This window comes from Billgrantia montanilacus, from assembly GCF_003336675.1.
GTDB lineage: Bacteria > Pseudomonadota > Gammaproteobacteria > Pseudomonadales > Halomonadaceae > Halomonas > Halomonas montanilacus.
On record NZ_QPII01000001.1, the window covers coordinates 348,344 to 363,340 of the forward strand.

The 14,997-nt window shown below is 64.5% G+C and carries 13 protein-coding genes; 11 read left to right on the plus strand and 2 right to left on the minus strand.

Annotated features, from left to right (window positions below):
* Window positions 1-79: 79 nt before the first annotated feature.
* The 4 genes from DU505_RS01635 to DU505_RS01650 all read left to right on the plus strand — a co-directional run bounded on the left by DU505_RS01635 (window position 80) and on the right by DU505_RS01650 (window position 5,877).
* Window positions 80-1,888, plus strand: coding sequence for a TRAP transporter permease (locus DU505_RS01635; protein WP_114477244.1), 1,809 nt, complete (start codon window positions 80-82; stop codon window positions 1,886-1,888).
* A 328-nt stretch (window positions 1,889-2,216) separates the two neighbouring features.
* The gene (locus DU505_RS01640; protein WP_114477245.1) at window positions 2,217-2,762 is read left to right on the plus strand and encodes a hypothetical protein; all 546 of its coding nucleotides are present in this window, start codon (window positions 2,217-2,219) and stop codon (window positions 2,760-2,762) included.
* A gap of 121 nt (window positions 2,763-2,883) precedes the next feature.
* Window positions 2,884-4,728 (plus strand): dihydroxy-acid dehydratase, encoded by a 1,845-nt coding sequence (gene ilvD, locus DU505_RS01645; RefSeq protein WP_114477246.1) that lies wholly within the window; start codon window positions 2,884-2,886, stop codon window positions 4,726-4,728.
* Between the two features lie 66 nt (window positions 4,729-4,794).
* Complete coding sequence (locus DU505_RS01650) at window positions 4,795-5,877, plus strand: oxidoreductase (protein ID WP_181872705.1); 1,083 nt, start codon at window positions 4,795-4,797, stop codon at window positions 5,875-5,877.
* A 54-nt stretch (window positions 5,878-5,931) separates the two neighbouring features.
* Here the strand turns inward: DU505_RS01650 and nudE are convergent, their stop codons facing one another.
* Window positions 5,932-6,519 (minus strand): ADP compounds hydrolase NudE, encoded by a 588-nt coding sequence (nudE, locus tag DU505_RS01655; protein WP_114477248.1) that lies wholly within the window; start codon window positions 6,517-6,519, stop codon window positions 5,932-5,934.
* Between the two features lie 123 nt (window positions 6,520-6,642).
* Here nudE and yrfG point away from each other — a divergent pair, with 123 nt between their 5' ends.
* The 5 genes from yrfG (at window position 6,643) to msrB (ending at window position 11,201) form a co-directional block, all read left to right on the plus strand.
* The gene (yrfG, locus tag DU505_RS01660; RefSeq protein WP_114477249.1) at window positions 6,643-7,344 is read left to right on the plus strand and encodes a GMP/IMP nucleotidase; all 702 of its coding nucleotides are present in this window, start codon (window positions 6,643-6,645) and stop codon (window positions 7,342-7,344) included.
* 10 nt (window positions 7,345-7,354) lie between these two features.
* A complete protein-coding gene (gene hslR / locus DU505_RS01665) occupies window positions 7,355-7,741 on the plus strand; it encodes a ribosome-associated heat shock protein Hsp15 (RefSeq protein ID WP_114477250.1) in 387 nt (128 codons plus the stop codon).
* A 27-nt stretch (window positions 7,742-7,768) separates the two neighbouring features.
* On the plus strand, window positions 7,769-8,644 hold the full coding sequence (gene hslO, locus DU505_RS01670) for an Hsp33 family molecular chaperone HslO (protein WP_114477251.1): 876 nt from the start codon (window positions 7,769-7,771) through the stop codon (window positions 8,642-8,644).
* Window positions 8,645-9,000: 356 nt separating this feature from the next.
* On the plus strand, window positions 9,001-10,557 hold the full coding sequence (locus DU505_RS01675; protein ID WP_114477252.1) for a phosphoenolpyruvate carboxykinase: 1,557 nt from the start codon (window positions 9,001-9,003) through the stop codon (window positions 10,555-10,557).
* A 140-nt stretch (window positions 10,558-10,697) separates the two neighbouring features.
* Complete coding sequence (gene msrB / locus DU505_RS01680) at window positions 10,698-11,201, plus strand: peptide-methionine (R)-S-oxide reductase MsrB (protein WP_114477253.1); 504 nt, start codon at window positions 10,698-10,700, stop codon at window positions 11,199-11,201.
* On the opposite strand, the gene DU505_RS01685 is transcribed toward msrB, so the two are convergent.
* Complete coding sequence (locus DU505_RS01685; protein WP_114477254.1) at window positions 11,191-12,045, minus strand: LysR substrate-binding domain-containing protein; 855 nt, start codon at window positions 12,043-12,045, stop codon at window positions 11,191-11,193. The genes msrB and DU505_RS01685 overlap by 11 nt on opposite strands.
* Before the next feature lie 128 nt (window positions 12,046-12,173).
* Between DU505_RS01685 and DU505_RS01690 the strand changes: the two genes are divergently transcribed.
* Entirely contained in the window at window positions 12,174-12,452 is a 279-nt protein-coding gene (locus tag DU505_RS01690; protein WP_114477255.1) for a DUF1127 domain-containing protein, read from the plus strand.
* Between the two features lie 74 nt (window positions 12,453-12,526).
* Window positions 12,527-14,902, plus strand: coding sequence for a Tex family protein (locus DU505_RS01695; RefSeq protein WP_114477256.1), 2,376 nt, complete (start codon window positions 12,527-12,529; stop codon window positions 14,900-14,902).
* Window positions 14,903-14,997: the final 95 nt, after the last annotated feature.

The window sequence follows — 14,997 nt, forward strand, 5'->3', positions numbered from 1 at the left end:
GCCGACTTTTCAGACAATGCCTAACTCCCTGTTGGGGCCAGTGCTCCTGGCCTGGCCCTGATTGAAAGGCACCATCTCTATGTCGACATTTTCCTCTTCTCCGGCGGCCGGCGAGGCCGCCGGGGGTATTCGGTGGGGGGTTCACCCGGCCTGGGTATTTCTGGGCGGCCTCACGGTGGTCTTTCACCTGGGCCTGATCTTCTACGGCCTCACACCGGCACTCGTCAGCCGGCCGATTCACATGGCGCTGGCGTTGCCGTGGGTTTTGATCTTCGCCGCTCGTACACCGCTCCAGCGCTGGAGCGGCTGGGCCCTGACCCTGCTGGGTATCGCCGCCTGCGGCTATATCGCCTTCAGCGAGGAGGCGCTATCGCAGCAGTACGGCTTCATCGATACCCACCTGCAGATGGTCATCGGCGTCTTTCTCATCGGGCTGGCACTGGAGGCAGCCCGTCGCGCAATCGGCTGGCCGCTACCCCTGGTGGCGGTGGCGGCGCTGCTATATGCGATATTCGGTACCCACATCCCCGGGCAGTTTGGGCATCAGGGGCTGCCGATGCAGAGCTTGGTCGGCACCCTGACCATCGCCGAAGGCGGTCTCTGGGGCTCGCTCACGGGGATCAGCGTCGGGGTGGTGGCGATCTTCGTCATCTTCGGCGCGGTGCTCAATGCCGGTGAGGCGGGGCAGGGCTTCATGAACATGGCCAGTGCCTTCGCCGGTCGGTTGACCGGCGGGGCTGCCAAGGTATCGGTGATCTCCTCTGCCCTGATGGGGTCGATCTCCGGCTCCGCCTCGGCCAACGTCGCCTCTACCGGGGCGATCACCATTCCCACCATGGTGCGCCTGGGATATCCGCGTGCCCTGGCCGGTGGCGTGGAGGCGGTGGCCTCGTCGGGCGGACAGATCATGCCGCCATTGATGGGGGCGGGGGCCTTCGTCATGGTCGAACTCACCGGTACCCCCTATACCCAGATCATGGCTGCGGCGATGCTGCCGGCGATTCTCTATTTCGCTACCGTCTGGGTGGGCATCAACGCCTATGCCACGCGGCATGACCTGAGCCCCATGGCCGAAAGCGACAGGCCCAGCGGCAAGGAGGTGCTGATCACCTCACTGTTCTTCGCCGTGCCCTTCGTCATACTGCTCGAGCGCATCTTCCTCGGCGGCTTTACGCCCCAGTATGCGGCGAGCCTGGCCATCTTTGCCGGCATGCTGCTGCTGTTCTTCGACGTGACGCTCAGCTTCTCGCTGCGCGGCTTCGCCTCGCGAATGGCCGATGCCATGGTCACCGCGGGGCGTCAGGTCGCGGTTATCGGCTCGATCATCATCTGTGCCTCGCTGGTGATCGGCGTGCTGTCCATGACCGGGCTGGGTGTGAAGATCACCTCGGGTATTCTCTCCCTTTCCAACGAGATGCTGTGGCCGGCGCTGCTGCTCACCGCGCTCGCCTGCCTGGTGCTGGGCATGGAGGTGCCGACCACGGCCGCCTACGTGATCTGCGTTTCGGTGGCCGGGCCGGCGCTGACCGCCCTGGGGCTCGAGCCGTTGCTGGCGCACCTGTTCGTGTTCTGGTTCGCGCTGCTCTCGACCATTACGCCGCCGGTCTGCGGCGGGGTCTTCATCGCCGCCGGCATGGTGGGGGAGAATTGGCTCAAGGTAGCGATGAAGGCCATGGCGCTGGGCATCGGGCTCTATATCATCCCCCTGGCCATGGTCGCCAATCCGGATATCATCCGCCTCGCCTTCGACCCCTTCGCGGCGGTATTCGACGCGGTGAAGATCGCCATCGGCCTGGGCGGCATCTCCTATGGCGTCATCGCCCGCCGCGCCCTCTGGCTGCGGGTGCTGCTGGTCGTGGTGGGGGCGCTGGTGATCTTTGCGGTTTAGGCGACACCCCGGCATGGCAGGACAAGTCAGCTGTTGGAGCGCTCGGTTCGGCGCTCCGACTCTGCATCGCGACTGGCACCGCAGGCGCCCTGGCGAATCGCGGCGGTGGAAAAAACAGCTGTTGGAGCGCTGCTTTGCATCGCGACTGGCGCCGGCAGGCGCCTCGGCGGAGGCCGCAACGGCAGTAGTTATCGCCGGCATTGGCAACACCGCGGTCGCGAACTAAAGCTGCTCCTACAATTGTGTGGTTTGCGCCGGTGGGCGCCGCAGGCGCCCTGGCGGAGGCTGGAACGTCAGTGGTTATCGGAGAGTATGGAGGAGGAGACAGATGATCTTTGCCACGCTGGGGCCTGAGGGCAATAACCACGTACTGGTTTTGCGCCGCTATCTCGATGCGCGCGGTCCCGCCGATGCCGAGGTGAGGCTGTTCGATGATTTTCCGGCGGCGTTCGCCGCACTGGTGGCGGGTGAGGTGGACCTGGTATTGCAGTGCACGGCGCACTTCAGCCACGCCGATTGCGTCGGCCGTTACATGCATCGCGCCTTTCCAGTGGACGTCTTCGTCGCTGGAAGTCACCCACTGGCACTGCTGGCACGGTGTGATATTGCCGAGCCTCGCCGAGTGGCACGCCAGCCGGCTACCCGCTACTACACCGACCTCTCTTCCTTTGACGAAGAGATCGATGCGCCCACCACCGTGGCGGTGGCCGAGGGGCTGGTGGAGGGGCGTTTCGAGGCGGGCATCTGTGCCCGGCGGGCCCTGGAACAGCATCCCGACAAGCTGCGCCTGATCGAGGAGTTGGGCCCGGCGCTGGACGTCTGGGTACTCTACGGCACCCAACCGCTTCCCGACGGCAGCTCGCTGTCAGTCTAGCCGCCACGCCCCGTGCGTGACAGAATCTGGGCTGACCCGAAAACCGAGACCGTCAACCGCCGCCATGGCGACCCAAGACGGCACGAACGATATAGCGCCTCCGGCGCTTAAAGAGGACACCATGCCCGAATACCGCTCCCGTACCACCACCGCCGGTCGCAACATGGCCGGCGCCCGCGCCCTGTGGCGTGCCACCGGCATGAAGGACGAGGATTTCCACAAGCCGATCATCGCCGTGGCCAACTCCTTCACCCAGTTCGTGCCGGGGCACGTGCATCTGAAGGACATGGGCCAGCTGGTGGCCCGGGAGATCGAGAAGGCGGGTGGCGTCGCCAAGGAGTTCAATACCATCGCGGTGGACGACGGCATCGCCATGGGCCACGACGGCATGCTCTATTCGCTGCCGAGCCGCGACATCATCGCCGACAGCGTCGAGTACATGGTCAACGCCCACTGCGCCGACGCCCTGGTGTGCATTTCCAACTGCGACAAGATCACTCCCGGCATGCTGATGGCCGCCATGCGCCTCAATATTCCGGTGATCTTCGTATCCGGCGGCCCCATGGAGGCGGGCAAGACCAAGCTGCTCGACCATGGCATCGACCTGATCGATGCGATGATCTATGCCGCCGACGACAGCTACAGCGACGAGGATATCGCCGAGATCGAGCGTAGCGCCTGTCCCACCTGCGGCAGCTGCTCCGGCATGTTCACCGCCAACTCCATGAACTGCCTGATGGAAGCGTTGGGCCTGGCGCTGCCGGGCAACGGTACGGTGCTGGCGACCCACAGCGACCGGCGTCGCCTTTTCGAGGAGGCGGGGCACCGCATCGTCGACCTGGCCAAGCGCTACTACGAGGGCAACGAGTCGCACTTGTTGCCCCGGGCCATCGGCTCCAAGGCGGCCTTCAGGAATGCCATGACCCTGGATATCGCCATGGGCGGTTCCACCAACACCATCCTGCACCTGCTGGCCGCCGCCCAGGAGGGCGAGATCGACTTCACCATGGCCGACATCGACCGGCTGTCGCGGGAGGTGCCGCAGCTGTGCAAGCTGGCACCCAACACCCAGCAATACCATATCGAGGACTGCCATCGCGCCGGTGGCATCATGGCGATCCTCGGTGAGCTGGAGCGTGCCGGGGTGCTGGATACCCGGGTGCCCACCGTCTACGGCGATACCCTCAGGGACGCTCTGGACGAGTGGGACATCATGCGCTCGCCGAGCCCTGAGGTGGTCGAATTCTACAAGGCAGGCCCCGGTGGCATCCCCACCCAGACCGCCTTCTCCCAGAGCGCCCGTTGGCCGAGTCTGGATGGCGATCGCGCCACCGGCTGTATCCGCGACCTGGAGCACGCCTTTTCCCGGGAGGGCGGCCTGGCCGTGCTGTTCGGCAACATCGCCGTGGATGGCTGCGTGGTGAAGACCGCCGGTGTCGACGACTCGATCCTGGTGTTCGAGGGTCCGGCCCACGTGGTCGAGTCCCAGGATCAGGCGGTGGAGCATGTCCTCGAGGGCAAGGTGAAAGCGGGGGAGGTGGTGGTGATCCGCTACGAGGGCCCCAAGGGTGGCCCCGGTATGCAGGAGATGCTCTATCCGACCTCCTACCTGAAGTCCAAGGGGCTGGGCAAGGCGTGTGCGTTGCTCACCGACGGCCGCTTCTCCGGCGGTACCTCGGGGCTTTCCATCGGCCACGCTTCTCCCGAAGCCGCGGCTGGCGGTGCCATCGGCCTGGTGCGTTCCGGCGACATCATTCGCATCGATATTCCCAATCGTTCGATCGACGTCAAGCTCTCCGACGCTGAATTGGCGGTACGGCGTGAAGCGGAAGAGGCGCGCGGCAGTCAGGCCTGGAAGCCGAGCATCCAGCGCACCCGCAAGGTTTCGGCGGCGCTCAAGGCGTACGCGCTGCTGGCCACGTCTGCCGACAAGGGTGCGGTGCGGGACCTTGCCAAGCTCGACTGATTCTCGACCGTTCCGTGCGCCGGGGCCATTCCCGGCGTACCGATGCCATCAAGCGAGACGTTCATGATGAAGCAGACCTACGGTGTTGGCCTCATCGGTTTCGGCACCGCCGGCCGTGTCTTTCATGCACCGCTGATACAGGCCGCGCCCGGGCTCGAGCTGTTGGCTGTGGTCAGCAGTGCGCCGGAGCGGGTGCGTGAAACCCTGCCCGAGGTGGAAGTGCTGCCCAAGTCGGCGGCGCTCTTTGCACGTGGCGATATCGACCTGGTGGTGATTGCCACCCCCAACGAAACCCACTATCCGCTGGGCAAGGCGGCGCTGGTGGCCGGCAAGCACCTGGTCATCGACAAGCCCTTCACCGTATCGGTGCCGGAGGCGCGGCTGCTGAAGGTCGAAGCCGACAAGCAAGAGCGGATGGTCAGCGTCTTCCACAACCGTCGCTGGGATAGCGACTTCCTCACCCTTCAGGCGCTGCTGGCATCGGGTCGACTGGGACGTCCGGTGTCGCTGGAGCTACGTTTCGACCGCTACCGTCCCCTGGTCGCCGATCGCTGGCGCGAGCAGCAAAAGCCCGGCAGCGGTATCTGGTTCGACCTCGGCGCCCATCTGCTCGATCAGGCCAACATGCTGTTCGGCATGCCGCGAGCCATTCTGCTGGACCTCAAGGCTGCAAGGGATGGCGCCGAGGTGGACGACGATTTCCTGGCACTGCTCGACTACGGTGACCTGCGGGTGACGCTGAAGGCCAGCTCACTGGTGGCCGAGTCGACGCCGCAGCTGGCCTTGCACGGCACCCAGGGCAGCTTCGTCAAGTACGGCCGCGACCCGCAGGAGAACTGGCTGCGTGCGGGCCATGTGCCGACGCCCTTCTGGGGTATCGACGAGCGACCGGGTCGCCTGACCCTGAACGAGGGGGAGGGTGAAGACGTTTCGCTGGTGGGCCAGGAGCATCCCGGAATGCCTGGCAACTACCCGGCCTACTATGCCGCCGTTGCCGATGCGCTCGCTGAGCGAGTGCCGCCGCCGGTAACGGTGGATGAGGCACTGGACGTCATGTACCTGTTGGAGGCCGGAATGGATAGCCATCGCCAGGAGCGCTGGATACGCCTCAAGGAGGGCAACGGTATTCCGCGCTATCTGAACGGATAGGCCGAACGGCTAGAGCGAACGGACCGCGCATCGGCGCCGGCCGCCAGCTCAGCGTCACCAGGTCAGTGAGGTGTCTTCCCGACGGCGCTGGCGGAGGGTGTCGCGGGCGATGAAAAGGGCCGCGATGGCCCGCGCCTCATGGAAATCCTCGCGTAACAACAGGGCGGGTAGTTCCTCCAGGGCATGGGTCTCGACCACGAGCTGTTCCGGCTCGTCACCGGGCAGCCGTTTCGGGTAGAGCTCGGTGGCCAGCATCACCTGCATGCGGTGGCGCATGTAGTTAGGCGCCAGCGACAGCTCCACCAGCGGCTCGATATGCTGGGCCCCGAAGCCGCATTCCTCCATCAGCTCGCGGTTGGCGGCGGTGACGAGATCCTCCCCCGGATCGACCAGGCCCTTCGGCAGGGTGAGCACATAGTCCTCGAAGCCGGCCGCATACTCGCGGATCAGCAGCACATGATCGGGGTCGGGCATGGCGATGATCATGACCGCGCCGTGATCGCTGCCGGTCAGCCGCTCAAAGGTGCGCTCGGCCCCGTTGGCAAAACGAAGTTCCAGCGACTCGATGTGAAACAGACGGCTTCTGGCCACCGACTGGCGTGACAGGACCTGGGGTTTCTGCAGATAGAATGTCTCGGACATGAGAGCTCCGTTGCGAACAGGTGAGCCGACGGCGGACTGTCCTTGCAGGCCAGGCATGCGCCGAGGGGATCGATTGAGTACAATATCACGCCTTCCACCGTACCGACGCCACCGGGAGTCGCCATGATCGACTGGCGCGCCATCGATACCGTTCTGCTGGATATGGACGGCACCCTGCTAGACCTCCATTTCGACAGCCACTTCTGGCTGGAGCATCTGCCCAGGCGCTATGTGGAGCTGCACCGGCTGGATGAAGCGACCCAGGAAGTCCTGCGGGCGCGCATCATTCGTGAAAAGGGCACGCTCAACTGGTATAGCCTGGCCTACTGGAGTCGCGAGCTGGGGGTGGACATCGTCGCGCTCAAGCGCGAGATCCAGCACCTCATCGGCCTGCGCAGCGATGCCCTGGATTTCCTCGAGTGGCTCAAGCAGGCTCACCCCCGCGTCGTGCTGGCGACCAATGCCGACCGCGAGAGCCTGGAACTGAAGTTGCCGATCACTGGTCTCGAGAACTACCTGGACGCCATCGTCTCCTCGGCGGACCTGGGCGTGCCCAAGGAAGCCCAGGAATTCTGGTTCGCGCTGCAGGAGGTCGAGCCCTTCGATCCCGCCCGAACCCTGTTTATCGATGACAATCCGGAGGTGCTGGAGAGCGCGCGGGAGTATGGCATTCGCCACCTGCTGGGGATCAAGCAGCCCGACAGCACCCGGCCGGAGAAGGAGCTGGAGGAGTTTATCGCCCTGGATCGCTTCGCCGCCATCCTGCCGGAAACGCTGCCGCCCGAAGTCCGTGCTGACAAGTCCCCGGAAGGAAAGGAAGGATAGGGAGGAAGGAATGGAGACTGTACGACTCGACAAGTGGCTGTGGGCCGCGCGCTTCTTCAAGACCCGTGCCCTGGCCAAGAAGGCCATCGAAGGTGGCAAGGTCCACTACAACGGTGCCCGGGCCAAGACCAGCAAGAGCGTCGAGGTCGGGGCGCTGGTTCGCGTGCCCCAGGGGTGGGATTACTGGGAAGTGGAGGTCGTGGCGCTTTCGGATCAGCGTCGAGGCGCTTCCGAGGCACGTGAGCTCTATCGCGAAACGCCCGAGAGCGAAGCACGACGCCTGCGCGAAGCCGAGGGCCGACGCCTCACCAACCAGGCCATGCAGCATCCTCTGCGCCGGCCCGACAAGAAGCAGCGTCGGGACATCCACCGCTTTCAGCGTCAGCACGACGACTAACCGAACCCCTTTACGAGACCGTACGCCATGAGCGATCAGATTCAGCGTTTTCTCTTCGAGCGCACCAATGTGCGCGGTGAGATCGTCACCCTCGAGCGCGCCTATGGGGATGTGCTCGACCGACACGGCTACCCGCCGGCGATCAACCGGCTGCTGGGTGAGTTGCTGTCAGCCGTTGCCCTGCTCACCGATACCGTCAAGCTCGACGGTATCCTCAGCGTCGAGGTGCGTGGCCAGGGAGCGCTGTCGTTGCTGATGGCCGAGTCCAACCCCGGCGGCGAGCTGCGCGCCATTGCGCGCCTGGCCGAGGGCACCGACCTGCCCGATGACGACCAGAGCTTTCGCGACCTGGTGGGCGATGGCCATATCGTGATCACCCTGGACCCGAAGGAGGGCAATCGTTACCAGGGTATCGTGGCGCTGGAGCACGACAGCCTGGCCGAATGCCTGGAAGCCTATTTCTCCCAGTCCGAACAGCTGCCCACCTTCCTCCGGCTGACGTCGGACGGAACACGTACCGGTGGGCTGCTGCTGCAACGCCTGCCCGACGATTCAATGAACCAGGATGACGATGCCTGGGAGCGAAGCGTGCATCTGGCGCGGACCCTGCGCAGCGACGAGCTTCTGGAGCTCGATCAGCGGGAGGTGCTGTATCGCCTCTACCATGAAGAGACAGTACGCGTCTTCGAACCCAAGCCGTTGCGCTTCGGCTGTACCTGCTCCCGCGCGCGGATTGGCGAGGCGCTGCTGAGCCTCGGCGAGAAGGAGCTGCGCGAGGTATTGGCTGAGCAGGGCGAGATCGAGACTCAGTGTCACTTCTGCCATACCCACTACCGCTTCGGCGAAGCCGAGGTGGAAGCGCTGTTGGCGGCGCCGGATGGGGATGCGCGCACGCTGCACTGAACCCCTTCACAGAAGCTCTTTACAGGAAGACTGCACCGAGAGGGTCGTTGTCGTGTCTTCTGTCTGCCTGCCGTCGACTACAAGGCAGTCTTGTGGCTCATGCTGCATGGCACAAATGCGATGTGGTTCAACCTGCTGCGATATGGCATTGATGTAGTAGTAAAACTACAAGAACTTCGGCCAACGGCAGCGTTTCCCGGCGGCTTCCTTTTTGCCATAATAGCGCCCGCCTTAAGGCCGATCGGCTCGACACAAGACGGGATACATCCGCACGGACGATCGGAAACCTCATTGCAGAGGGCGTTATGGACGCCTGGCCCACGAGAGAGAACCGGCCGCAAGGCCCAGGAAATGACATGACCACATCCCAAGCCGCTCCTCAAGCACACGTCAATCTCAGCAGCGCCGAACTCATCGAACGGTCAGTGGCGCGTGGTGAAGGCCGACTGTCTGCCAACGGTGCCCTGGTGGTGAACACCGGTGAGCGCACCGGCCGTTCCCCCAAGGACCGCTTCATCGTCGATGAGCCTTCGACCAGTTCCCAGATCGACTGGGGCAGCGTCAACCGTCCCTTCCCGGTCGAGCAGTTCGATGCGCTTTGGGAGCGCGTCGAGGCGTACCTGAGCAGTGGCGAGCGCTTCGTGTCCGAGCTGCATGTGGGCAGTGATCCGACCCATTACCTGCCGGTGCGCGTGACCACCGAAACGGCCTGGCACAATCTCTTCGGTCGTACCATGTTCGTGCGTCCGGAAGTCTACAACCCGTCCATCAAGGACGAGTGGACCATCCTCAACGCGCCGTATTTCGAGTGTGACCCCAATCGTGATGGCACCAACTCCGATGGCTGCGTGATCCTCAACTTCGCCCAGAAGAAGGTACTGATCGCCGGCATGCGCTATGCCGGCGAGATGAAGAAGGCGATGTTCTCGGTTCAGAACTTCCTGCTGCCGGCTTCCGATGTACTGCCTATGCACTGCTCGGCCAACGTCGGCGAGGATGGCGAGACCACCCTGTTCTTCGGCCTCTCGGGTACCGGCAAGACCACGCTCTCGGCGGACCCGGCACGCTACCTGATCGGCGACGACGAGCATGGCTGGGGCCCGGGCACGGTGTTTAACATCGAAGGCGGCTGCTATGCCAAGTGCATCGACCTCTCCGAGAAGAACGAGCCGGTCATCTGGGATGCCATCAAGTTCGGCACCGTGCTGGAGAACGTCGTGCTCGACGATCGGCGCGAGCCCGACTACACCGACGACAGCCTGACCCAGAACTCCCGCGCCGCCTATCCGCTGGAGCATGTGGACAAGCGCGTGCCGGAGAACCGTGCCGGCGAGCCCAACGCCATCATCTTCCTGACCTGTGATATGAGCGGCGTTCTGCCCCCGGTGTCGGTGCTCTCCAAGGAAGCCGCGGCCTATCATTTCCTCTCCGGCTATACCGCCAAGGTTGGCTCCACCGAGATGGGCTCCTCCGCCGGTCTCGAGGCCACCTTCTCCACCTGCTTCGGTGCGCCTTTCTTCCCGCGTCCGGCGCGAAAATACGCGGATCTGCTGATCAAGCGCGTCGAGGCCAAGGATGCTCAGGTCTATCTGGTCAACACTGGCTGGACCGGCGGTGCCTATGGCGAAGGCGGTTCGCGTTTCTCGATTCCGACAACCCGTGCCATCATCAGCGCGATCCAGTCCGGCGTGCTGCGCGAGATCGAGACCAAGCGCATCGAAGGGCTCAACCTGGACGTGCCGGTGTCGGTGCCGGGCGTCGACTCGCGTCTGCTCGACCCGCGCGAGACCTGGGAAGACTCAGCCGCCTATGATCGCAACCTGCGCGACCTGGCAGCCAAGTTCGTCGACAACTTCAAGAAGTTCGACGGCGTCAGCGAAGCCATCGTCAAGGCCGGACCCAGCCTGACCTGAGGCGAACCCGCCGAGGTTACAGTGGTCTGAACGGGGAAGGACAATCGTCCTTCCCCGTTTCGTTGTGCGTTCCGCCTGGTGGCAAGTGCCATGCAGTCAGGGCAATGCAGTAACGAGCGATATCAACGAGGAGAGAGGTCATGAAACGACGTCATTTTCTGGGTCTGGTCGGTGCCACCGGGGCCGTGGGGCTGCTGCCGGGAGTCGCCTGGGGCTTTCCTCGCCTGAATCTCGAACCCGCATCGGGGCTCGAGCGGTTGGAGCTCTCCAGCGACGAGTGGCGCGAGCGCCTCACGCCCGAGCAGTACGACATCCTGCGTGACCATGGCACCGAGCCCCCCTGGTCAAGCCCGCTGGACGAAGAGTGGCGCGAAGGGGAGTATCACTGCGCCGGCTGCGACCTGCTGCTGTTCACCAGCGCCATGAAATACGACTCCGGCACCGGCTGGCCGAGCTTCTTCGAGCACGTCGAAGGCCACCTGCTGAGCCAGCTCGACTTCAGCATGATCTGGCCGCGGACCGAATATCACTGCGCCCGCTGCCATGGCCACCAGGGCCACGTCTTCAGCGACGGACCCGAGCCCACCGGCCTGCGCTGGTGCAACAACGGCCTGGCGTTGACGTTTGTCCCCGCTACAGCCTGAACCCTTCGATGATGTACTGGGCCAGGCCCTCCACCACCGGAGAGCCGGTATCCGATGATCGCAGCAGCACGATGGAGGCGTCGGGCAGGGAGGGAAAGCCGTCCGCTTCGTCGAGGATGCGCAAGTTCGGCGTAACCAGGCTCTTCATCCACGCCGACACGGCAAGACCCGCCCCGACAACCGCCTGAAGCGTGGCCAGGCTTGGGCTGCTGTAGGCGATACGATAGGAGAGGCCGGCCCGGGTCAGGGCGTTGCAGGCGTGACGCCGGCAGAAACAGGGCTCTTCGAACAGCGCCAATGGCAGGGGTGACTGCCGGTGCGTTGCATGCGACTCGGCCACCACCCATACCGTTTCATCCTGCAGCAGGATCTCGCCGATCTCATGCCCCACCTCGCGGGTCACGATACTCAGGTCGAGCTGGCCCTTCTGGCGATTGATCAGTTCGGAGGAAGGGGCGCACTGCACCTCGACATCCACCAGTGGCCAGGTATGGGAGAAGGACTTCAGGATACCCGGCAGGAAACGCATCACATAGTCGTCGGGCACGCCGAGCCTCACCTTCCCGACCATATCCGGCTGGCGCAGCATGGTGAGCGCTTCGCCATGCAGGTCGAGAATGCGTCGCGCATACCCGAGCAGCGTCGCTCCCTCGCTGGTCAGCAGCATCTGGCGCCCCTGCCGTTCGAACAGCTGGCGCTGTAACACGTCCTCCTCAAGCCGCTTGATCTGCATGCTCACGGCGGATTGCGTTCGATTCACCGCCTGGGCGGCGCGGGTGAAGCCACCGTGGTCGACGATGGCGACAAAGGTGCGCAGTAGTTCATGATCGATGGTCTGGAGCATACGGATTACTCATCGCTTTTTTATCAATGTATTTGATGTCATGCATCAGAAGTATTCGTTGGATTGATTTTAGCTGCTCCTCGACACTTCCTCCACACCCAGGCTTCACACACCAGGAGGAGGTCGCCATGTCCACGCAATCGATCTGCGCGTCGCCTGCACCCAGCAACAACTGCACAAACCGTCCGGTCGAGCAGGCTATCGCTACGACCCACCAACGGTTGCGGTTTATCGTACGACTGTGGCACTGGGCGCGCCGCATAGACCGGCTCGCCCAGCTTCGTCGTGAGCGCAATCAGCTGCATGAGCTCAGCGATGAACTGCTGCGGGATATCGGCCTGACGCGCCACGAGGCCAACCGTGAGAGTCGTCGCCACTTCTGGGACGATATCGGCTGGCGGCGCTGACGTTGGCTGCGGCGAGCGCGTGGCGTTTATGGTAACTTGGCGCGATCTTTTGCTGTTGCTACATCAAGGATGTCATGGACGCCACGACCCGAATCATTTCACGCCTCGCCGAAGAGCTCGCCGTTCGACCGCAGCAGGTATCAGCCACGGTTGAGCTGCTCGACGGCGGGGCCACCGTGCCCTTCATTTCGCGCTATCGCAAGGAGGTCACCGGTGGCCTCGATGACACCCAGCTGCGCCAGCTCGACGAGCGCCTGCGCTACCTGCGCGAACTCGAGGAGCGACGCGGCACCGTGCTCGCCGCCATCGAGGAACAGGGCAAGCTGACCGATGCACTGTCGGCGCAGATCCAGGCGGCCGACACCAAGCAGCGCCTGGAAGACCTCTACCTGCCGTACAAGAAGAAGCGCCGGACCAAGGCGCAGATCGCCCGTGAGGCGGGCCTCGAGCCGCTGGCCGATGCCCTGTTCACCGACCCGACCCTGGATCCGGAGACCGAAGCCGGCCGCTATCTGCGTCCTGCCGAGGGCGATACCCCCGCCGTGGAGGATGCCAAGGCGGCACTGGATGGGGCCAGGCAGATCCTGATGGAGCGCTTCGCCGAGGACCCCGAACTGGTCGGGCTACTGCGCGAGCGCCTGTGGAGCGAGGGCGAGCTCAGCGCCAGGGTGCTGGAGGGAAAGGAGCGCGAGGGCGCCAAGTTTTCCGACTACTTCGAGCATGACGAGAAGCTGGCCAAGGTGCCGTCGCATCGGGCGCTGGCGATGTTCCGTGGCCGTAACGAAGGGGTGCTGACCCTGGCGATTCGACTGCCCGGTGAAGACGAGGCGCCGATTCACCCCGCCCAGGTCGCCATCGCTCGCCACTTCAAGATTCGTGACGAGGGCCGTGCCGCCGACAAATGGCTCGCCGACGTGGTTCGCTGGACCTGGCGGGTCAAGCTCTATACCCACCTGGAGACCGAGCTGATGGGGCGGCTGCGCGAGAGCGCCGAGCTCGCCGCCATCGGTGTCTTTGCCGCCAATCTCAAGGACCTGTTGCTGGCCGCGCCGGCCGGGCAGAAGGCAACGCTCGCCATCGACCCCGGCCTGCGCACCGGCTGCAAGGTGGCCGTGGTGGACGCCACGGGCCAGTTCCTCGAGCACGCCACCATCTATCCCCATGCGCCCCGCAACGCCTGGGACGCCTCCCTGGCCGAGCTGGCCAGGTTGGTGGAACGCCACGATGTGGCGCTGATTGCGGTGGGCAACGGCACCGCCAGTCGCGAGACCGACCGGCTCGCCGCCGACCTGGTCAAGCTGTGCGCGTCACGCCAGGGGCCGGGCAAGCGTGCGCTGGCCAAGGTGATGGTCAGTGAGGCCGGTGCCTCGGTCTACTCTGCTTCGGAGTACGCGTCCCGGGAACTGCCTGACCTCGACGTCACCATCCGCGGCGCGGTCTCCATTGCCCGGCGCCTGCAGGACCCGCTGGCCGAGCTGGTCAAGATCGAGCCCAAGGCGATCGGCGTGGGGCAATACCAGCACGATGTCTCCCAGCTGCAGCTCTCCCGCAGCCTGGAAACCGTGATCGAGGACTGCGTGAATGCCGTCGGGGTCGACCTCAATACGGCATCGAGTGCGCTGTTGTCCCGTGTCGCCGGCCTCAACCCGGCTCTGGCCGAGAATATCGTCGCCCAACGCAACGCCGAGGGCGCCTTCGTCAGCCGCAGACAGCTGCTCGACGTGGGCAGGCTGGGCCCCAAGACCTTCGAGCAGTGCGCGGGTTTCCTGCGCATCATGAACGGCGACAATCCGCTCGATGCCAGTGCGGTCCACCCCGAGGCCTACCCGCTCGTGGAGCGCATCGCCAAGCGCAGTGGCCGGGAGCTGTCCAGCCTGATCGGCGACAGCGCCACCCTCAAGGCGGTCAAGCCCGCCGAATTCGCCGACGAGCGTTTCGGTGTGCCTACCATCAGCGATATCCTCAAGGAACTCGACAAGCCCGGCCGTGATCCGCGGCCCGAGTTCAAGGCCGCCGAGTTCCGCGAAGGGGTGGAAACGCTCAAGGACCTGGAGCCGAGCATGATCCTGGAGGGTACCGTGACCAACGTGACCCACTTCGGCGCCTTCGTCGATATCGGCGTGCATCAAGACGGGCTGGTGCACATCTCGGCCCTGTCGAACACGTTCGTCGATGACCCGCGCACCGTGGTCAAGGCCGGGGATATCGTCAAGGTCAAGGTGATGAGCGTGGACCTTGAGCGTGCCCGCATCGCCCTTACCATGCGCCTGGATGACCAGCCGGGTGAGGAGGCCGGTGGCAAGCCGAGGCGCGGTGGTGGTCGCGAGCGCCAGGGGCAGGATCAGGGCAAGCCGGCGCGCAGGAATGGCGGCGCCGGGCAGAGCCAGCCGGCCACCCCGGTGGGGGCCCTGGGTGCTGCGCTGCTCAAGGCAAAGAAGGGCAAGTCTTGAACCCTGCCCCCCTGACGCCATACTGTCGTCAACAACTGTTAGCCCATTGTCGGCCGCTTTCGGCGGCCGGTACGCTTCGACCGGGGAACCTGCAT